We start from the raw sequence: 19,092 nt of genomic DNA on the forward strand, positions 1-19,092 counted from the left end.
TTGCCAGCCGTTTGGCGTGTGGGCAAGATATGAGTGGCAATCAAAACGGCCCTTCGGCCGGCAGCAACGGGGTCGGCGGGCGCATATGGTCACCTTGGACATGGCAACCAGAGCCGCAGGCCGCGCGCCGGGCACTGGCATCCCGGCCATCTTCTTCCTTTCAATCCTGCTGGCGGCGTGCGGCGAACCGGCTGCGCCGCAAGCGCAGCCCGGCCCGGCCCTGCCGGTGCGGGTGGTGAGCGTGGCGCCGGTGAGCGGCGTGACCGCGCTTGATGTGGCCGGCACCGTGCGGCTGAAGCGCGAAACGCCGCTGGCCTTCAACACGCCGGGGCGCATCGCGGCCATCCTGGTGCGCGAAGGTGATCGGGTGCAGGCCGGGCAGTTGCTGGCGCGGCTCGACACCACGGCGCTGGGGGCGAACCAGGCGTCTGCCGCCGCCGAAGTGGTGCGGGCGCAGGCCGATGTGAGGCGTGCCGAAGATCTGTTTGCCAAGGGCTGGGTGACGGCGCCGCGCGTCGAGCAGGCGCGGGCAACGATGGCGGCGGCGCAGGCACGGGCACGGGCGGCACGCTTTGACATCACCTTGGCCAGTTTGCGGGCCCCTTCCGGCGGCATCGTGCTGGCGCGGCCCGGAGAGCCGGGCCAGATCGCCCAGCCGGGCCAGGCCATATTGACCATTGGCGAGCTGAATCAAGGCTTTGTGATGCGGCTTCCGCTGGCCGACCGTGATGCCGCACGGGTGCGGCAGGGTCAGCCGGCGACGGTGACCATTCCGGCGCTGGGCAACGAATCGATGCAGGGCCAGGTGAGCGAAGTGGGCGCGCGCGGCGATGATGGCACCGGCACGTTCCGCATCGAAGTGAAGCTGCCGGCCAATGCCCGCCTCGCTTCTGGTCAGATCGGCAGCGCGCGATTGGTGCTCGGCCCGGCGGAACCGGGGGCGCCCTTGCTGGTGCCGGCCACGGCCGTGTTTTCGGCGCGGGCCGATGAAGGCTTTGTCTATGTGCTTGAGCCGGAAACCCGGCGGGTGCGGCAGCGGCTGGTGTCGCTGGGCACCGTCGGGCCGCAGGGCGTGGTGGTGACAGGCGGCCTGAAGCCCGGCGAAATGGTGGCCACGACCGGCATAGATCGGCTGCGTGAAGGCCAGGTGATCGAGGTCGCGCCAAATTCAGTGCCTGCCGGGAGGCAGGCGGGCAAGTGAACGCCATCATCCGCTTTGCCATTCAGCGCTGGCAGATCACGCTGGTGATATTCCTGGCGCTGGCGGCGCTGGGGCTTTCGGCGTTCTTCACCATTCCACGATCGGTTGATCCGCATTTCCCGTCGCCGTTCATCAGCGTGATCGCCAACGTGCCTGGCGCCGAGCCGGCCGACATGGAAACCACGATCGCCAAGCCGATCGAGGACGTGATTCAGGGCCTTGATGGCATCGTGAAGGTGGAATCGCGATCGACCGATTCCACCGCCATCATCACCGGCGAATTCAGCTGGGATGGCGATCCGGAGAAAAACTACGACGAGATCGTGCGCGAAGTGAACGCCATTCGGCAGAATTTGCCAAGCGCGCTGACCCGGCTGGAATTCCAGAAATCGCGGACCACCGAAGCGGCCGTGCTGCAATTCGCCCTGGTATCAGACACGGCGAGTTACCGTCGGCTGGAAAAAGTTGCCAAGGACCTGCGCGAGCGGCTGATCCGCGTGCCGGGCGTGCGGGCCGCGCGGGTGTTTGCCTTGCCCACGCCGGAAATGCGGGTGGCGCTCGACACCGGTCGCTTGGCGCAGATCGGCATCCCGGTCACCGCAGTTACGGATGCGCTGCGCGGTGGTGGCCAGGATCTGCCACCGGGCGCCGTGCAATCCGGCGAAGCCCGGCTGAATGTGCAGGCCGGCGGTGCGTACAAGTCGGTTGCCGATGTGGGCGATGAGCCCGTGCGGGCCCGCGATGGCCGGATCGTTCGGGTGAAGGATATTGCCAGCGTTGGCTGGGCCTATGAGGAACAGCCGCATTTCGCCCGTTACAACGGCAAGCGCGCGGTGTGGGTGACGATGACCCAGAAGGATGGGCTCAACGTGCTCGATATCCGCAATGGCGCGGTGGCAGCGGCAGATGAATTTCGCAACCTGCTGCCGCCTGATGTGCAATTGCATGTGGCGTTTGACCAGAGCGACGATATCGCCCGCAAGCTCGGGCAATTGGGCCGCGATTTCGGCATTGCGCTGGGCCTGGTGCTGATCACGTTGCTGCCCTTGGGCTGGCGGGCGAGTATCGTGGTGATGGTATCGGTGCCGCTCAGCCTCGCCATGGGTGTGGCCGTGCTGGCATGGAGCGGCTTCACCCTCAACCAGCTGGCGATTTCAGGCTTCATCATCGCGTTGGGCCTGCTGGTGGATGACAGCATCGTGGTGACGGAAAATATCGCCCGCCACCTGCGCATGGGCAAGACGCGCGAACAGGCCGCCATCGATGGCACTACCCAGATTGCCGTGGCGGTGATCGGCTGCACGTTCGTGCTGCTCTTTGCCTTCCTGCCGCTCACCATGCTGCCCGAAGGCGCCGGCAAGTTCACGCGCAGCCTGCCGGTGGCGGTGCTTGGCACGGTGGCGGCGTCGCTGCTTGTCAGTCTCACCATCGTGCCTTTCCTGGCCAGCCGCCTGTTGCCACGCGAAGAAAGCGAGCATGGCAACCGCTTCCTGCAGGCCGTGAACAGCGGCATCCACCGTTTTTACCAGCCGGTGCTGCATTGGGGCCTCACGCATCCGTGGCGGGCGATGGGTGTTTCGACGCTGCTGATCCTGTCCGGCTTTGGCCTGGTACCCCTGATCGGCTCCAGCCTGTTTCCGCCGGCTGAAACGCCCTATTTCACCGTGCAGGTAACAGCCAGCGAAGGCGCCGCCATTCCGGCCACCACCAGGGCCGTGCTGGCCGTGGAGGAAGCGCTGAAGGGTGAACCGAACGTGACCGGCATTGCCAGCAATATCGGCCGCGCCAATCCGCGTATCTTCTATAATCAGGTCAACAATGATCAGCGCAGCAACATCGGCGAAGTGCTGGTGACGCTGAAAGCCTGGGACAAGCCCGGCAGCCCTGATATGGTGGAGCGTCTGCGCGCCAAGCTTGCCAAGGTTCCGGATGCACAGTTCGTGGTGAAGATTTTCCAGAACGGACCGCCCATCGATGCGCCGATCCAGATGCGGATCATCGGGCCGGAACTGGATGTGTTGAAACGGCTGGCTGCAGAAACCGAGGCGGTGATGCGCACCGTGCCGGGCACGCGCGACGTGCGCAATCCGGTGGCGGTCGATACGCCGCGGCTCAATCTAGGGTTGGACAGCGACAAGGCCGCCCTTTTGGGTGTGGCACCGGGTGCACCGCGGCGGGCGCTGCGGCTGGCGCTGGCCGGCGAGACCGCCGGGCGGTTCCGCGATGTGGAAGGCGACAGCTATAATGTTGTCGTGCGCCTGCCGCTGGCGGAGCGGCACAATATCAGCGTGCTTGATGATATCTACCTGCCCGGCAACCAGAGCGCGGTGCCGCTGCGCGAAATTGCGACACCCTATCTTGATTCGGCGCCGCCGCGCATCAACCGTTCCCGCCAGAGCCGGGTGGTTTATGTCGATGCGCAGGTGCAGGAAGGCTACCTCATCGCCAAGGTGAACGACGCGGTGGTGAAGGCCGTGCAGAGCAAGGTGAAACTGCCCGAAGGCTATCGTTTCGAAGTGGGCGGCGAAGCGGAAACCGCGGCACGCAGTTTCGGTGGGCTGGGCCCGATCATTGCGCTGGCGGTGTTCGGCATCTTGGCGGTGCTGGTGATTGAATTCGGCCGCTTCCGTGAAACATTGGTGGTGGCCGGGGTCATCCCGCTCGGCCTGTTCGGCGGGCTGGTGGCGCTGTTCCTCACCGGCAACAGCCTCAGCTATACCGCTGTCATCGGCTTCGTCGCGCTGATCGGGATCGAGATCAAGAACAGCCTGTTGCTGGTCGATTTCACCACGCAGCTGCGCGAAGCCGGCCGGCCGCTGCGCGAAGCCATCGAGGAAGCCGGCGAGGTGCGCTTCCTGCCGGTGCTGCTGACCAGCGTGACGGCGATCGGCGGCCTGCTGCCGCTGGCGCTGTCGGGCTCGGGCCTCTATTCGCCGCTGGCCTGGGTGATCATCGGCGGGCTGGTGTCGTCCACCGTGCTCAGCCGCGTCGTCACGCCGGTGATGTATCTGCTGATCGTACAGGGCGACAAGACCATCGCGGTTCCGGCAGAATAGGCCGCCTGTTCAGGCTTGTGTGACGCTTTGGCAATTTTCCGGCGCGCTTCATTGCGCCCGGGCCGGCACAGGTTTATCGCGACTCGCATGAAGCGTCATGCCGGCCAGGATCTTGAACAGGTAAGACAGTGGCGCCCGGCCACGCAGATGGTGCGTGGCGGTACCATGCGCACCGAGGTGGGCGAAACCTCCGAAGCCATCTTCATGACCTCCGGCTATTGCTACGACAATGCCGAGGAAGCGGCCGCGCGTTTCCGCGGCGAGCGGCCGGGGATGACCTACAGCCGCCTGCAGAACCCGACGGTGGAGATGCTGGAAAAGCGCATCGCCCTGATCGAAGGCGCCGAAGCCGCGCGCGCGACGGCCACCGGCATGGCCGCGATGACGGGGATGCTGATGTCCACCCTGTCGGCGGGCGATCACCTGGTGGCGGGTCGGGCGCTGTTCGGGTCGTGCCGGGTGCTGGTCGATACGATCCTGCCGCGCTTCGGCATTGAAACCACCACGGTGGATGCGCGCGATGTCGATGCCTGGGCCAGGGCGCGGCGGCCGAACACCAGGGCCTTCTTCCTCGAAACGCCGACCAATCCGGGGCTCGACCTGTGCGACATTCGCGCGATTGCGGATATTGCCCATGATGCCGGCGCGCTGGTGATGGTGGATAATGCCTTTGCCTCGCCGATCGTGCAGAAGCCGCTGGAACATGGTGCCGATATTGTCGCCTACAGCGCCACCAAGCTGATGGACGGGCAGGGCCGCGTGCTGGCCGGCGCCGTGGTCGGCAGCGAGAAGTGGATCAACGACACCTATCTGGCGTTTGCGCGCCACACCGGGCCGAATCTGTCACCGTTCAACGCCTGGGTGGTGCTGAAGAGCCTGGAAACGCTCGATCTGCGCGTGCGCCAGCAATGCGCCAATGCGCTGAAGGTGGCCAGCTTCCTCGAAGGCCGCGTGCCGCGCCTGGTCTATCCCGGTCTTGCCAGCCATCCGCAGCACGCCCTGGCCCAGCGCCAGATGCAGGCCGGCGGCACCATCATTGCCCTGCATCTCGATGGCGGCCGGCCCCAGGCGCAGGCGCTGCTCGATGCGCTCACCATCATTGATATCTCCAACAATCTTGGCGACTCGCGGTCGCTGATGACCCATCCGGCCAGCACCACGCACGCCAGCGTTTCGGATGCGGTGCGGGCGGAAATGGGCATCACCGAAGGCATGTTGCGGTTGAGCATCGGGCTGGAGGATGCGGACGATCTGATCGATGATCTCTCCGCCGCGCTCAGATCGGCCGGCCTATGACGGGGATGATCGGCCAGATCTTCCCCTATGCCGAAACCACCGGCGGCATCACCGTGCGAGTCGCCCCTCACTATCTCCCCGATCAGTCTGATCCGGAACGCGGCTATTATGTCTGGGCCTACCATGTCCGGGTGGAAAATGGCGGCACGGCGCCGGTGCGGCTGATGGCGCGGCGCTGGCTGATCACCGATGGCGATGGCCGTACCGAGCAGGTGGAAGGCGATGGCGTGGTGGGCGTGCAACCGCTGATCGCGCCGGGCGGCGCCTATGATTATGTCTCGGGCTGCCCGCTGGCCACCGCATCAGGGCGCATGCAGGGCCGTTACGTGATGATGGGTGAAGATGGTGTGCGCTACACCGTTGTCATCCCGGCCTTTGCGCTGGAAGTGCCGGTCGGTCGTCCGCCAGTCCATTGATTGCGGCGCGCAGGCCAGCCATTCTTTCCCCATGAAGCGTACCCATCTGCCCCTCAATGCCCTGCGCGTGTTCGAAGCGGCCGCGCGCCACCTGTCGTTCACCCGTGCGGCCGATGAACTGGCGGTCACGCCGGCAGCCGTGGGCCAGCAGATCCGCGCGCTGGAAGAAACGCTCGGCGTCGTGCTGTTCCGCCGGCTGACCCGCAATCTGGAACTCACCCATGAAGCCGAACAGGCACTGCCGGCCTTGCAGCAGGGCTTCCTCGCGTTTGAAGAGGCGGTGCGGCAGATGCAGGCGGGGCAGTCCAGCCGGGTGCTGTCCATCGCGGCGCCGCGCGCCTTGATGGCGAAATGGTTGACGGCCAGGCTCGCCGAATATGGCCGGCTCAATCCCGAACTGCGCTTCTCGATCAGTGCGCATGAAGCCGGCGAGGTGGATTTCACCCAGGCCAATCTCGATCTGGCGCTGTCGTTCGGCGGCGAACCGCAAGCCGAAGGCATTCACGGTCGCACGCTGGGGGAAGAGCGGCTGATCACGGTGGCGGCGCCGGGCACAGCGCCGGATGCGGCCTGCATCGCGCATCCGCTTGATCCGGAAACCCCTTGTGTCGAAAGCGGGCTGACCGTGGCCGACGCTGGTCTGGCCATTGACGCCGCCGCCGCCGGCCTGGGCAAGACCCGGGTGCCGGCCCTGCTTGCCGCCGCCGACCTGGCTGCGGGCCGGGTTGTCGCCCTGGATGCGGGCGAAGCCATGGCTGCGGCCTGGTGGCTGACCGCACCAACCCCGCAATGGCGACAGGCCAAGGTGCGGGCGCTGGTCGCCTTTCTCATCGGCTGAATAGCTCCAAATCGGTCCCAACGCGCGTTGCCGCCAGCCTCTGGCGCGGCGATGAACCTCTGCGTGAAAAGGCGTTAGGGTTAACCTAGATTAACAGAAAACTGTCGGAAAACTTTACAATCCATAAAATTAAGAAAAACGCAGTTCTTTCTTAAGGTGCTTGAATCGTTCAGAAACTTACAAAGTTATTAAGTTGGTATGAATTTTGCATGAATGAGAGCAACTGGGGCCTGTGAGCGCCAGGGTGGGACAGTTTCAACGAGGGAGTAGATTATGGGTAATTTCTTGAAGTCCGCGATCGCCGCTGTGGCGCTGGCAGCGATGCCGATGGCTGCGCAGGCCACCACGACCGTGTCGATCGTCAGCTTCACCGCCAACCAGGCCGGTCCGAACCTGACCTACACCGACAACGGTGCAGCTGGCTGGACGCTGTCCACCGTGACCCCCAAGAACGTGCTGGTGACGCTGGAAGATTTCGGCGGCGGCTTCGTTTCGGGCGTCGCAGCCCAGATGACGTTCTCCGGCACCGGCACCAGCTTTGCCCAGAACACGACGGGTAACCTGTGGTCGCAAGCTTTCACCGGCGGCACCGTGTCGTTCACCTCGGCCGCTGCTTTCTCCATTGGTTCGACCGTCTATGCGGCTGGCTCCAACATCCTGACCCTCAGCTTCACCGGTGGTGAGTTGTCGGCCGTGGTGCCGGGTAGCTCGGGCAACGCGCTGGTCTCGATCCCGGGCGACGGCTTCGCCAACGTGACGAGCGACTATCTGCCGTTCCCGCCCGTCCAGCTGACCGATTTCTCGATCAGCCTGGCCAACGTGGTTCCTGGCTTCGTCATCGGCAGCGGTGGTCTGGGCACCCAGTCCAACGCCCGCTTCACCGACTTTGTGGCGCGCGGTTCGGGTGATTTCACCGCAACCGTTCCGGAACCGGGCACCTGGCTGATGCTGCTGACCGGCTTCGGCATGGTGGGCTTCGCCGCCCGCCGCCGCCAGACGGCGGTTGCTGCCTGATTGCATTGCGTGGGCCAGGCCCAGACGTCGGCGCGGCCGGCGAATTGGGTCTGGGCCTGGCCCCGCACACTGACTGCCAACAGCCTATGGTCGCTCGGGCGCTGGCAGGACTAAAAAATATATATGAAATATTAAATAAGACCTAACCATCGTTGACATTTGGTCACACATTGTTGATCATTGTGAACGGGACAATCGGAAGCGGCTCGCTTCCACAAAATGCGAGGGTGGTAATCATGAAACTTGGAATGCTCATTGCAGCGACAGCCATGGCTTTCAGCGCAATTCCAGCGGCTGCGGTCGATTTGGTGGATTCGCCGGTCACCGTGAACAGTGGCGATATCGGGTCGTCCTTCACCTACAATTTCAATGGGATCGTCGGCGAAACGTTCGTTGACGGCTTGACCGCGGCCATCACGTTCACGCTCACCGGTGTGTCGGCCAACGTCTGGACCTTCTCGGCTGATTTCGACAACGCCCAGTCGACCGCCCCCGTCGGCGGCCGCATCTCGGGCTTCGGCTTCAACGGTAACCCGGAAATCACGGGCGCGACGCCGCTTTCGGGTCCTTTCACCGGAGCGCTGCTGAATGCCGGCTTCCCGCAGCTTGGTGGCGGCACGACCATCGATTTCTGCCTCACTGCCAACAACAACTGCCAGGGCGGCGGCGGTGGCGGCGTGGCGGATGGCGCTTCTGCCACTCAGACGTTCTCGCTGAGCTTCGCCAATCCGATCACATCGGTGACGTTCAACAACTTCATCATCCGCTACCAGTCGGTCACCGGCACCACGCTGGGCACTTCGGGCATCGGCTTGGGTGGCAACGGCTTCATCCCGGGTGGCGGCGCAGTGCCGGAACCGGCGACCTGGGCCATGCTGCTCACGGGCTTCGGCCTGGTCGGCTTTGCCGCCCGCCGTCGCCGCGGTGCGCTCAGCGTCGCTGCCTGAAGCAACGGCGCCACAAAAAGGGCCGGTCCCCTCGCGGGGGCCGGCCTTTTTCGTGCCTGTGCGCTGTGGCCCAAAATGGCGCCGGCGGCACCCCGGGAGGCACCGCCGTCACCTTCAACCCGGTTGGGACAATCCCGGGCTGAACACGGCCCGCCATGGTTATGGCTGCGCCAATGCCGTGCTTAGCCGCATTTTGCCGGCCAATTGTTGATCTCCGTCAAATTCTGCAGCCATTTGGCGCAGCCCCGCCCATACACGCAGTCTTGCCAAGGCGGCAGCGTCACGCCATCGCAAGAACAACCGGCAGCAACAGGGGCAATGCGATGATGATGATGCGATCAATGGTGGCTGTGGCGGCCTTGCTGGCGGGAACGTCGCCGGTGCTGGCTGCCGAAGTGCCGCTCACTGCGCTTGCCTCCGGGGTGAACGAAGCCGAGCTCAAGGCCAACATCACCGCGCTGGTCGGTTTCGGCACCCGCCATTCGGCCAGTGACACAAGCAGCCCGACGCGTGGCATCGGCGCTGCCCGCCGCTGGACCGAGGCCCGTTTCCAGGCGTTCAGCGCCGCCTGCGGCAATTGCCTGACCATCGAAAAGCCGGCGCAGATCTTCACAGGTGAACGCCTGCCCAACCCGACCGAGATCGTGGACGTGCTGGCCATCCAGCGCGGCACCAGTGATCCCAACCGGGTCATCATCATTTCCGCCCATATCGACAGCCGCAACAGCGATCCCAACGACGCCAAGGGCGATGCGCCGGGCGCCAACGATGATGGCAGCGGCACCGCCGCCGTGATCGAGGCGGCGCGGGTGCTGTCGCAGCACAAATTTCCCGCCACCATCGTTTATGCCGTGCTGTCGGGTGAGGAGCAGGGGCTGAACGGCGGCAAGGTGCTGGCCGATTATGCCCGCGCCCAGGGCTGGATGGTGGAAGCCGATCTGAACAACGACATCATCGGCAACAGCACGGGTATCGGCGGCATGAAGGATTCAGGCCATGTCCGCGTGTTTTCCGAAGGCACCAAGGCGGTGGAAAGCGCCGCCCAGGCCAACCGTCGTCGCTACAACGGCGGCGAGAATGATTCGCCCAGCCGCAACGTGGCGCGCTTCCTCGACCGCCTTGCCGATCACACCATCGATGGCCTGGATGTGAAGATGATCTATCGCACCGACAGGTTTGGCCGGGGCGGCGATCAGACCCGTCTGCTGGAAGCCGGCTATCCGGCGGTGCGCATCACCGAAAGCGTGGAACATTATGACCGCCAGCACCAGAATGTGCGGGTGGAAAATGGCCGCCGCTATGGCGATCTGATCGATGGCGTCGATTTCCAGTATCTTGGCAAGGTCACCAGGCTGAATGTGGCGGGCCTGGCTGCGCTGGCGCGTGCGCCGATGCCGCCGGCCGTCTCCATCGAACGCAATGCCGGTTCCAACACCATGGTGAGCTGGGCCCCGGTGAAGGGTGCTGCCGGCTACAAGATCTGGTGGCGCGACACCACTGCGCCGCAGTGGCAGAACAGCCGCAGCGCCGATGCTGCCGCCACCTCGCTGGTGCTGGAACATGTGTCGATCGATGATTGGCTGTTCGGCGTTTCCGCCGTGGCCGCCGATGGCAGCGAAAGCCCGATCGCCTATCCGGGCGATGCCGGCAACTTCATCAGCAACCCGCCGTTCCCGTCCCCCCAGCCGCGGCCCTAAGCGCCGGCAATCACGGGCCGGCCGATCAAGGCGATCTCGTTCATCAGCAAGGTGAATCGCTGACCGCTGAGCGGCTCGCTGGCCGTTGCGCTCCCGCCGTTCACCGCGTGGAGCAGCAGCGCGCGGCCATCGCCGGTGATCAGCAGCAGCGGCAGGCCCGCCCCCAGATCGCGCGCCATCAACGGCGCCGCCGGGGAGGAGGTGGCGCCGGCCTCCCACAGGATCTCGACGGCGGTTTCGACCTCGTCCTCATCGGCGCTGATCGCGGCGCCGGCCACGGCGAGCAGCGCTTCGCGACCGGTGCGCCCGCCGATGCGGGCCGCCACCTGCTCCACCGTGAAGCGGATGCCGCGTGCCTGCCAGCAAGCGACCAGCGCCGCCGCCAGTGCATCAGCCGGTTGGGCCCATGTCGGCACGGCAAGGAACAGGGGCAGGGCAAGGACGATACGACGATTGACCATGGCAACAGCCTAGCCGGCAGCGGCGCATCCTGCTAGGCGGCGCGCATCATGTTGTCTGTGCAAAATCTCGTCGTCCGACTGGGCGGGCGCTCCATCATTGATGGCGCCAACGCCACCTTGCCGCCGCGCGGCTGTGTGGGCCTGATCGGCCGCAACGGCGCCGGCAAATCCACGATGATGAAGGTGATGGCCGGCACCATTGAACCCGACGGCGGCAGCATCGAACGGCCGCGCGGCACGCGGCTGGGCTGGCTGAAGCAGGAAGCCCCGATGGGCCAGGGCACGCCGTTTGAAACCGTGCTGGCCGCCGATACCGAACGCGCGGCGCTGATTGCCGAGGAAGACGCCGGCGCCAGCCCGGAGCGTGTCGCCGATATCCACGAGCGGCTGATCGCCATTGATGCCCACACCGCGCCGGCCCGCGCTGCGCGCATCCTGGTGGGCCTGGGTTTCGACGAGGAGATGCAGGGCCGCCCGCTCGACAGCTATTCGGGCGGCTGGCGCATGCGCGTGGCGCTGGCGGCGCTGCTGTTCACCCGGCCCGATGTGCTGCTGCTCGACGAACCGTCGAACCACCTCGATCTGGAATCGGCGCTGTGGCTGGAAAATTTCCTGAAGAGCTATCCCGGCCTGATCGTGCTGATCAGCCACGAGCGTGATCTCTTGAACCGCGTTGCCAACATGATCCTGCACCTCGAAGGCGGCAAGGTGCAGCTTTATACCGGCAATTACGACAGTTTCGAAAGGCAACGCGCCGAGCGGCTGGCGCAGCTGGAAGCGGCGCGTACCGCCCAGGCCGCGCAGCGCGCCAAGCTGCAGGATTATATCGCCCGCAACAGTGCCCGCGCCTCCACCGCCAAGCAGGCGCAGAGCCGGCAGAAGGCGCTGGCCAAGATGCAGCCTGTTGCCGAAGCCGCCAATGATCCGACGATGAAGTTCGATTTCCCCAGCCCGGAACCGCTGCGCCCGCCGCTGGTGACGCTGGATCATGCCGATGTCGGCTATGATGGCCGGGCGATCCTGAACAATCTCGATATCCGGCTGGATCCTGATGACCGGTTGGCGCTGGTTGGCCGCAACGGCAATGGCAAGACGACGCTGGCCCGGCTGCTGATCGGCCAGTTGCCGGCGATGGCCGGCACGCGCTTTGCCTCGGGCAAGCTGAAGGTGGGATATTTCACCCAGTATCAGGTGGAGGAACTCGACGGCGACGCCACGCCGGTGCTGATGATGGGCCGCGCCATGAAGGGCGCCACCCCCAGCGCGGTGCGGGCGCAGCTGGGCCGCTTCGGCTTCACCGGGCCGGTGGCTGAGCAGCGCATCGGCACGATGAGCGGCGGCGAGAAGGCGCGGCTGGCGCTGGCGCTCGTCACCCGCGATGCGCCGCACCTGATCGTGCTCGACGAACCGACCAACCACCTGGACATCGATTGCCGCGAAGCCCTCGTGCAGGCGCTGGCCGGTTACGAAGGCGCGGTGGTGGTGGTGAGCCACGATCGCCACGTGATCGAGGCCAGTGCCGATCGGCTGGTGCTGGTTGATGCCGGACGCGCCAGCCAGTTCGACGGCAGCATTGATGATTATGAGGCGCTCATCCTGGCTGGCCCCGGCACCAGTGGCAATGGCGCCACCCCCGCCGCCAGGGCCCAGCGCATCGACCCCAAGGAAGCCCGCCGCCAGGCTGCCGCCCGTAGAGAGGCGGCCAAGCCGCTGCGCCAGGCGATGCTGGCCGCCGAAGCGCAGATGAACCGATTGATTGCCGAACGCGAGGCGGTGGACGAGCAGATGACGCAGGCCCCGGCCGATATCACCGCGCTGATGCAGCGGCACAGTGTGCTGGATGCCGGCATCACGGCCGCTGAAGACGCGTGGGCCGCAGCCAGCGAGGCCTATGACGTGGCGGTGGCCGCGCCCTGAGGGCCGTGGAACGCTCTGGCCCGCTCATGCCGAGCTTGTCGAGGCACGCGCCACAGCCCGAGCGTGCCTCGACAAGCTCGGCATGAGCGGCTCTGTCCAGGTTTTCGAAGAGGGATTAGACTTCGACGCTGACGATGCGGGTGAGCGCGGTGAGCAAATTCACCCCGTCCCACACGTGCCCGAACGCCAGCGCCTGGCCGAAGGGCACGATGCGATCGATGCCGTGCGGGCGGCTGGCGGCGAGCATGGCGCGCCAGTCGTCGCCGCTCACGCCAAGGCTGGCGATGGTCTGCCAGTCGCGCTGGACCATGGGGGCAAGATCGGCCAGCGCATCGATGCGGCGCTCGACGAAGAAGCCGTCGCTGGCATGGCGGGTGAGGCGGGCGAGATCGGGCGTTTCGGTGACGCGCAGGCGATAATCGCTTGTGTCGCGGTGGTGCACCGGGCCGGCGGCGGCGAGCATCTGTTCGGCAACCAGCTTGTCCACGGCGGCGCGGGCGGCGAAGGGCTCGCCAGCAGCCGCAATGGCGGATTCCACCAAGGGCCAGAAGGTCGCCTGCGCGGCCGTCACGCTGGCGGCGTCGCCACGCCAGAACAGGGCGAGCGGGGAGGAACAGGCCTGCTGGCCGAAGGTGATGGCATCCAGCGCAAAGCGGCGGGCCTGTTCTTGCCTGTCGGGCGCGGAGCCCCAAGCGGCGGCGTCGATGACGGCGGCCGAGACCTTGCTGGGGAAGGTCAGTTCGCTGGCGTGCGGCGGCAGCGGGCTCAGGCGCACCTCGCGCACCGTGTCGTCGCCGCCCCAGATCACCCGCACATCGGCATGGGCGGACAGCGCATCGTTGATCGGCTTTTCGGCTGGATAGCGCACGATGAGCAGGCAGGCCCGCACGTCCTCCGGCAGCGTGGCCAGCGCCTCGTTCAGCAGGCGCAGCAGCAGGGTGAGCGCATCGGATTCGCGGCCCGAGACGCGCACGATGTTCACATTGCCAGCCAGCACCGACAGCAGCGCCGAATAGAGGAACATCGTATCGACATTGCCGGGCGCGATGTGGAGGGCGAGGCCGCGTGGAGCCCGGGTGAGGCCATCTTTGGGCGCGAGCTGTGCCAGGCTGGCCGCGCGGGCCCAGAAGGCCAGCGCCACCATTTCCGGCCGGCTGCGTGCCTGTGGATCGGCGAGGATGGCCTTGCGCACCGCATCGACCAGCGCCAGCCGTTCCGGCGCAAACGGCGCGGCGCGCGGTGCGGCCAGCGTGGCGGCCAGGCTGCCGCTGGCCGGCGCCATGATGCTGATCTGGCGCGCAATCTCGGGCGCGATGCTCATGCGGCGCGGGCCGTGTGCGTGTCAGAGCAGCCGCGCATTTCGGCGGCCGGGATGCGGCCGAGCACACGAAACGTCTTGCCCATGCGGCCGCAGGGGCAATCATCCTCGCCGGTCAGCACACCGCGATCCTCGGTCAACAGGCTGTGGCCGGGGTAGGAAAGCGGGATGGCGGAAACGACCTGGATAATGCCTTCCTGGCCCAGCCCAAGCGGTTTCCAGTCGAGCGGGTCACGGATGATCACATCGGCAAAGCCCGGCGCATGCAGGCGGCCATGATCACATTCCATGAACACCGATCCCACCTGTTCGACCATGCCATAGAAATTGTGGACATGATCGAAGCCGGCGCGGGCCTGCGCCACGGCCTTGAACTGTTCGTTCGATACCGCCTCGTCTTCCAGTTTTTTCCAGCCGCCCGAATGGATCAGCACGCTGCCGGGGAAATCCAGCGTGATTCCAGCGCGCTCCAGCGCGGAGAGGAAATATTTCCACACCATGAAGGTGAAGCCGAAGGCAAAGATCGGCTTGCCGGCGTGCTTCTCGGCAAATTCGGTGATGGCGGGCAGGTTCAGCCCCATGTCCTCATCGTTGAGGGCATAGGTGTGGGCGCGGCCATAGGTCATCATGCCGAGGATGCCGGCACCGCGCGCCGAGAAGCTGGTGCGATCGCGGACCACGCCGGGGTGATCGATGATCAGCATCGGCCGGCGATCCTTGCCGATGAAATCGGTGGTGATGGCGGCCAGTGCCCGGCTCTGGGCCTGGGCAGTGGCCTGATCGAGGTAGATGCGCGACGGCACCTGCCCGGTGGTGCCCGACGAGGTGAGCGTCTTGAACACCGCATCGGCCGGGATGGACCGCAAGTCCAGTTCCTTGAACAGCCGCACCGGCAGGAAAGGCACTTGCGTAATGCCGATCGGCGGCCCGCCGTCCTGCGCGGCAAGGATCCCAGCATAGGGCGCACAATGGGCGGCGTGATGGGCCGTCAGTTCGGCCAGCGCCGCACCGAGCAGCCGGCCCTTTTCGGCCGCGTTCAGCGCAAAGGGCGGGGTGGCCAGCACCGCATCGCGTGCCTCAAGTGCCTCGCTCATGTCGCTGCCTCCCCCACCTGATCCCATGCTGCCCCCAGTGCGCCATAGAGCAATTTGCCCGACGACGCACGCGGCAGGGACGCCACGGCCTTCACCAGCAGGCCGCGTGGCGGGAAGGAAAAGGCCTCCACCAGCGCGGCGCGCACGGCATCGGCGTCGCCACCCTCGATCAGCACGCGAAGCTGGTCGTCCAGCCCGAAGGCAGCGCCGGCGACGTCCATGCGGGCGAGCTGCGCGTCGATATCATCCAGATTCACCCGCGTGCCGAACAATTTGATCATGCGGCTGGCGCGGCCGGTGATGGACAGGATGCCCTGTTCGTCGCGGCTGGCCAGATCGCCGGTCATCAGCACGCCGCCCAGCTCGTCCCCGCGCACCAGATCATCGGGCCCTTGCGCATAGCCCATCATGATGGCGGGCGACGTGCAGCGCATTTCGCCGGAAACGCCGGGTTCGGTGATCACGCTGCCATCGCCGGCGATCAGATCGATGGAAACGCCGGGGATCGGCACGCCGATGGCGCCGGCATGGCCGGGCAGATGTTCCGGCGGCAGCCAGGTCAGGCGCGGGCCGGCCTCGGTCTGGCCATACATGGTGATGAAGCGCCGGCCGTTGCCGGCGGCCCATTCGGCATATTTGGCCACCACCGGCGCCGCCAGCTTGCCGCCGGCCTGGGTGAGGGTGGTGAGCGTCGGTGTTGCCAGCCGGTCCAGCCCCAGCCGGCGGATGGCGTCATAATGGAAGGGCACGCCCGACAGGCTGGTGGCGGCGCGGGTCCTGAGCCCGTCCCAATATTCGGCCTGCATGACGCCGTGGGCGGTCACCTCGATGCAGGCACCCACCAGCGCGTGGCTGTTGATGACGCTCATGCCATAGGAATAGCTGGTCGGCAGGGCGAGGAAGGGGCGCTCGGCAGCGGTCAGGCCCAGATAGTCGGCAATGGCCTGCGCGTTGGCCATCAGGGCGGCGGCGGTGAAGCGCGCCAGTTTCGGGCTGCCGGTGCTGCCCGAGGTGGAGAGCAGCACGGACAGATCGGGGTGCAGCGTGGTGCCGCCGGGGCCGGGCGTGATCGTGCCGTCGGGATCGATGATGGCATCGGGGCGATAGAGATCGACCAGCGCCGCCCGCCGGTCCGGCGCCAGGTCATGCTCGATGGCCAGGACCGCGTGATCGCTGGCCAGCAGCGCCAGCCACGTCGCCACCGATGGCGCGCTGTTGGCGGTGCGCAGGAAGACGAGGGATCGCCTGCCCAGCGCCGCATCCAGCCTGGCCCGCTGCGCCAGCACGTCGGCGTAGGTCAATGCGGTGCCGGCATCATCGCGCACCGCCACGGCATCGCCATGGCCGGCAAGAATCGCAGTCCAGGGGGTGCCGGTCGTCATGGCCGGCGGGTCAGTCGTTCAGGCTGCAACGTCATATTTGGCCAGGATCTCGCGCACCTTGGCCACGCTCGACATGGCAACAATGTCGTCGGCATCCAGCATGATGTCGAAATTGTCTTCCAACGCCGTCACCAGCACCATGTGGGCCACCGAGTCCCATTCCTTGATCGACTGATAGGCAAGGCTGTCCACCACGCTCGCCGCATCAATCATCAGCGATTCCGCAAAGACTTCGGCAAGCGATTTCATCAGGCAATTCCCGGCAACAAAAGGATGACCGTTCATAACGGGTTGGACGTTGCAGAATCAAGCACGCAGGCCTCACATCGCCATCGCGCCATCCACCCCGATCACCTGCCCGCTGATGTAACGGGCGCCGTCGCCGGCCAGGAACAGCACCAGCGGCGCCACATCCTCCGGCCGGCCGGTCCGGCCTAGCGCGATGCGCTCCACCAGGGCGGCGCGCTTGTCGTCGGGGATGCCGGCGGTCATGTCGGTCTCGATCGTGCCGGGGGCGACCGCGTTCACCCTTATGCCACGCGCGCCAACCTCGCGGGCAAGGCTGAGAGTCAGGCCGATCACCCCGGCCTTGGCGGCGCCATAGGCGGTGTGGCCGGGATAGCCGACGCGGCCGATGATCGAAGTGAGGTTGATGATCGAACCACCGCCTGCGCGCGCCATCAGCCGCACCGCATATTGGCAGCAGGTAAGGGTGCCGGTGAGATTGGTGGCCAGCGTTTCCGCCATGAGGCCGGTGCTGGTCATCTCGATCACCGCGTCCTTCAGCACACCGGCATTGTTGACGAGGATATCGAGCCGGCCAGCCTGTTTCTGCAGGGCCATGAAGGCGGCCTTGACCGCCGCCGGATCGGCGACATCAAAGGGCAGGGGGTGCAGATGATCAGCCATGCCGCTGCCGGCGATCATGGCGTCCACTGCTTCGGCGCTGCGGCCGCCGACGAAAACGGTGGCACCGGCGCCGGCCAGGGCCAGCACGATGGCCCGGCCGATGCCGCGGGTGCCGCCCGTGACCATTGCGACGCGGCCGGAAAGTTCGCCTGCCATGGCCTTATTCGGCCGCTGCGGCCTGGGTGGCAGCTGGGGCCGCGCCTTCGGCTGTGCGCTTGCTTTCGCGATCGAGGATCAGGCCCCACTTGCCGGTAACAATGCCGGTCTCCAGCACGCGCGCCGGGTTGCCGAACACGATGCTGCCCGGCGGCACGTCGCGCATCACCACGCTGCCCATCGACACGATGCTGCCATCACCCACCGTCACGCCCGGCATGATGATGCTGTGCGCGCCGATGCTGCAGCGGCTGCCGATCTTCGTATCGATGTGCAGGTTGCGCGTCATGTCATGCGACAGGATGGTGGCGCCGAACACGATGGCGGTATCCTCACCAATGTGAATGCCGGCCGGGTTGGTGAGATCAAGCTTGGCGGAGAAGCTGATGGCGCTGCCCTTGCCGATGTTCATGCCCCAGACGCGGTTGAAGTAGAAGCGCCGCCATTCCATGATGGCGTTGCGCAAATCGCGCCGCAGTCTGGACAGTCTTGTTGTTGCCATTGTTCCGCTCCGTTCAGCGATGCCGGAACAAGGTCACGAAATGCCGCCGCTCCATGTCGTGTGTGGCGGCCAGCGGATTGGTTTCAAAGGGATATTCCACCACGACATTGTCGATCTTGTCAGACAGTTCGGGGGTGATGCGGCTGGTCACCGCGGCTTCCATGGTTTCAATGTCGATTTTCAGCGTGTGGATGCGGCCATGCTTGGCGATCACGGCGGCCAGCATTTCATTGCTGTCGGCGCACGGCACTTCGATCCACGTGCCGGTATCGCGGCCCACGCCGCCATAGCGGCCGGTGGGTTCCCAGCCGAACTGCACCATGCCGTTTTCGGTGCCCACGGCGGTTTCATGCAGCGTCACCCGGTCGCCGAACTGGGCCAGATTCTTCTTCAGCCGTTCGATGTTGCGTGGCACCGGTTCGTGGCAATAGATCACCGCATCCGGCCGGCGCGACAGGAAGAAGGCCGCCGAAATGCCGATGTTGGAACCGAAATCGACCACCACCTGGCCATCGGCCGGCGCATCATAGTCGCCGCGCAGGAAAATCTCGTTGATGGTCTGCACATCGTCGGGGGAATAGGTGGTCAGCGTGATCGGGCCTTGCGGTGTGCGCACGGTGATATCAGCCGGATAGGTGCCGCCATTCGACACATAGCGCTTCAGGAAATCGATGGGCGCATCCACCTTGGCCAGCGCATTGGCGGCAGCAACATAGTGGCGGCGTTCGAACAGCGCCCGCAGAATGACCCCGGCCGACCGCCTGTGTCGGACCGCTGAATCCAGCGCCCCAGTATCGATCGACTCCGGATCTGTTGCCGGCTGGCCGGTTTGCATCTGATACTCCCGTTTTACAGAGTGCTGGCTTGTCGCAGTGCAACAACGCTTGT

Annotated in this window: 17 protein-coding genes; 9 read left to right on the forward strand and 8 right to left on the reverse strand. The window is 65.8% G+C overall.

Going from position 1 to position 19,092, the window contains the following annotated elements; translation table 11 throughout:
• Positions 1-100 precede the first annotated feature (100 nt).
• The 8 genes from D619_RS0105045 to D619_RS0105080 all read left to right on the forward strand — a co-directional run bounded on the left by D619_RS0105045 (position 101) and on the right by D619_RS0105080 (position 10,465).
• A complete protein-coding gene (locus tag D619_RS0105045; RefSeq protein WP_193743254.1) occupies positions 101-1,201 on the forward strand; it encodes an efflux RND transporter periplasmic adaptor subunit in 1,101 nt (366 codons plus the stop codon).
• Positions 1,198-4,257, forward strand: a complete 3,060-nt coding sequence (locus tag D619_RS0105050) for an efflux RND transporter permease subunit (RefSeq protein WP_017667484.1) — start codon at positions 1,198-1,200, stop codon at positions 4,255-4,257. Before D619_RS0105045 ends, D619_RS0105050 begins: the two co-directional genes overlap by 4 nt.
• Before the next feature lie 87 nt (positions 4,258-4,344).
• The gene (metZ, locus tag D619_RS0105055; RefSeq protein ID WP_017667485.1) at positions 4,345-5,553 is read left to right on the forward strand and encodes an O-succinylhomoserine sulfhydrylase; all 1,209 of its coding nucleotides are present in this window, start codon (positions 4,345-4,347) and stop codon (positions 5,551-5,553) included.
• The gene (gene apaG, locus D619_RS0105060; protein WP_051033456.1) at positions 5,550-5,969 is read left to right on the forward strand and encodes a Co2+/Mg2+ efflux protein ApaG; all 420 of its coding nucleotides are present in this window, start codon (positions 5,550-5,552) and stop codon (positions 5,967-5,969) included. The genes metZ and apaG overlap by 4 nt, the downstream gene beginning before the upstream one ends.
• A 31-nt stretch (positions 5,970-6,000) precedes the next feature.
• Positions 6,001-6,807 carry a LysR substrate-binding domain-containing protein gene (locus D619_RS0105065; RefSeq protein WP_017667487.1) on the forward strand — a complete coding sequence of 269 codons (807 nt, stop codon included), beginning with the start codon at positions 6,001-6,003 and terminating at the stop codon, positions 6,805-6,807.
• A 273-nt stretch (positions 6,808-7,080) separates the two neighbouring features.
• Positions 7,081-7,821 carry a PEPxxWA-CTERM sorting domain-containing protein gene (locus D619_RS0105070; protein ID WP_017667488.1) on the forward strand — a complete coding sequence of 247 codons (741 nt, stop codon included), beginning with the start codon at positions 7,081-7,083 and terminating at the stop codon, positions 7,819-7,821.
• A 269-nt stretch (positions 7,822-8,090) separates the two neighbouring features.
• Entirely contained in the window at positions 8,091-8,768 is a 678-nt protein-coding gene (locus D619_RS0105075) for a cistern family PEP-CTERM protein (RefSeq protein ID WP_017667489.1), read from the forward strand.
• 326 nt (positions 8,769-9,094) lie between these two features.
• Positions 9,095-10,465: a M20/M25/M40 family metallo-hydrolase gene (locus tag D619_RS0105080; protein WP_026090732.1), complete on the forward strand. Its 1,371-nt coding sequence runs from the start codon at positions 9,095-9,097 to the stop codon at positions 10,463-10,465.
• On the opposite strand, the gene D619_RS0105085 is transcribed toward D619_RS0105080, so the two are convergent.
• Entirely contained in the window at positions 10,462-10,926 is a 465-nt protein-coding gene (locus D619_RS0105085) for a hypothetical protein (protein WP_017667492.1), read from the reverse strand. The genes D619_RS0105080 and D619_RS0105085 overlap by 4 nt on opposite strands.
• Positions 10,927-10,974: 48 nt before the next feature.
• Between D619_RS0105085 and D619_RS0105090 the strand changes: the two genes are divergently transcribed.
• The gene (locus tag D619_RS0105090; protein ID WP_017667493.1) at positions 10,975-12,843 is read left to right on the forward strand and encodes an ABC-F family ATP-binding cassette domain-containing protein; all 1,869 of its coding nucleotides are present in this window, start codon (positions 10,975-10,977) and stop codon (positions 12,841-12,843) included.
• 115 nt (positions 12,844-12,958) lie between these two features.
• Here the strand turns inward: D619_RS0105090 and D619_RS15635 are convergent, their stop codons facing one another.
• The 7 genes from D619_RS15635 to D619_RS15645 all read right to left on the reverse strand — a co-directional run bounded on the left by D619_RS15635 (position 12,959) and on the right by D619_RS15645 (position 19,039).
• On the reverse strand, positions 12,959-14,164 hold the full coding sequence (locus D619_RS15635) for an acyl-CoA reductase (protein WP_017667494.1): 1,206 nt from the start codon (positions 14,162-14,164) through the stop codon (positions 12,959-12,961).
• Complete coding sequence (locus D619_RS0105100) at positions 14,161-15,255, reverse strand: hypothetical protein (RefSeq protein WP_017667495.1); 1,095 nt, start codon at positions 15,253-15,255, stop codon at positions 14,161-14,163. Before D619_RS0105100 ends, D619_RS15635 begins: the two co-directional genes overlap by 4 nt.
• A complete protein-coding gene (locus D619_RS15640) occupies positions 15,252-16,637 on the reverse strand; it encodes an AMP-binding protein (protein ID WP_017667496.1) in 1,386 nt (461 codons plus the stop codon). The genes D619_RS0105100 and D619_RS15640 overlap by 4 nt, the downstream gene beginning before the upstream one ends.
• An 18-nt stretch (positions 16,638-16,655) precedes the next feature.
• Positions 16,656-16,886: an acyl carrier protein gene (locus D619_RS0105110; RefSeq protein WP_017667497.1), complete on the reverse strand. Its 231-nt coding sequence runs from the start codon at positions 16,884-16,886 to the stop codon at positions 16,656-16,658.
• 72 nt (positions 16,887-16,958) lie between these two features.
• On the reverse strand, positions 16,959-17,702 hold the full coding sequence (locus tag D619_RS0105115; RefSeq protein WP_026090733.1) for a 3-oxoacyl-ACP reductase family protein: 744 nt from the start codon (positions 17,700-17,702) through the stop codon (positions 16,959-16,961).
• Positions 17,703-17,706: 4 nt separating this feature from the next.
• Positions 17,707-18,168 (reverse strand): acyltransferase, encoded by a 462-nt coding sequence (locus tag D619_RS18415; RefSeq protein WP_017667499.1) that lies wholly within the window; start codon positions 18,166-18,168, stop codon positions 17,707-17,709.
• 49 nt (positions 18,169-18,217) lie between these two features.
• Positions 18,218-19,039 (reverse strand): FkbM family methyltransferase, encoded by an 822-nt coding sequence (locus D619_RS15645; RefSeq protein WP_017667500.1) that lies wholly within the window; start codon positions 19,037-19,039, stop codon positions 18,218-18,220.
• Positions 19,040-19,092: the final 53 nt, after the last annotated feature.

The organism is Sandarakinorhabdus sp. AAP62, assembly GCF_000331225.1.
GTDB lineage: Bacteria > Pseudomonadota > Alphaproteobacteria > Sphingomonadales > Sphingomonadaceae > Sandarakinorhabdus.

Bases quoted from the DNA above. Each gene is read 5' to 3' on its own strand.
- D619_RS0105045 (WP_193743254.1), top strand. From the start codon at position 101: ATGGCAACCAGAGCCGCAGGCCGCGCGCCGGGCACTGGCATCCCGGCC.
- metZ (WP_017667485.1), top strand. From the start codon at position 4,345: ATGAAGCGTCATGCCGGCCAGGATCTTGAACAGGTAAGACAGTGGCGC.
- apaG (WP_051033456.1), top strand. From the start codon at position 5,550: ATGACGGGGATGATCGGCCAGATCTTCCCCTATGCCGAAACCACCGGC.
- D619_RS0105065 (WP_017667487.1), top strand. From the start codon at position 6,001: ATGAAGCGTACCCATCTGCCCCTCAATGCCCTGCGCGTGTTCGAAGCG.
- D619_RS0105070 (WP_017667488.1), top strand. From the start codon at position 7,081: ATGGGTAATTTCTTGAAGTCCGCGATCGCCGCTGTGGCGCTGGCAGCG.
- D619_RS0105075 (WP_017667489.1), top strand. From the start codon at position 8,091: ATGGCTTTCAGCGCAATTCCAGCGGCTGCGGTCGATTTGGTGGATTCG.
- D619_RS0105080 (WP_026090732.1), top strand. From the start codon at position 9,095: ATGATGATGCGATCAATGGTGGCTGTGGCGGCCTTGCTGGCGGGAACG.
- D619_RS0105085 (WP_017667492.1), bottom strand. From the start codon at position 10,926: ATGGTCAATCGTCGTATCGTCCTTGCCCTGCCCCTGTTCCTTGCCGTG.
- D619_RS0105090 (WP_017667493.1), top strand. From the start codon at position 10,975: ATGTTGTCTGTGCAAAATCTCGTCGTCCGACTGGGCGGGCGCTCCATC.
- D619_RS15635 (WP_017667494.1), bottom strand. From the start codon at position 14,164: ATGAGCATCGCGCCCGAGATTGCGCGCCAGATCAGCATCATGGCGCCG.
- D619_RS0105100 (WP_017667495.1), bottom strand. From the start codon at position 15,255: ATGAGCGAGGCACTTGAGGCACGCGATGCGGTGCTGGCCACCCCGCCC.
- D619_RS15640 (WP_017667496.1), bottom strand. From the start codon at position 16,637: ATGACGACCGGCACCCCCTGGACTGCGATTCTTGCCGGCCATGGCGAT.
- D619_RS0105110 (WP_017667497.1), bottom strand. From the start codon at position 16,886: ATGAAATCGCTTGCCGAAGTCTTTGCGGAATCGCTGATGATTGATGCG.
- D619_RS0105115 (WP_026090733.1), bottom strand. From the start codon at position 17,702: ATGGCAGGCGAACTTTCCGGCCGCGTCGCAATGGTCACGGGCGGCACC.
- D619_RS15645 (WP_017667500.1), bottom strand. From the start codon at position 19,039: ATGCAAACCGGCCAGCCGGCAACAGATCCGGAGTCGATCGATACTGGG.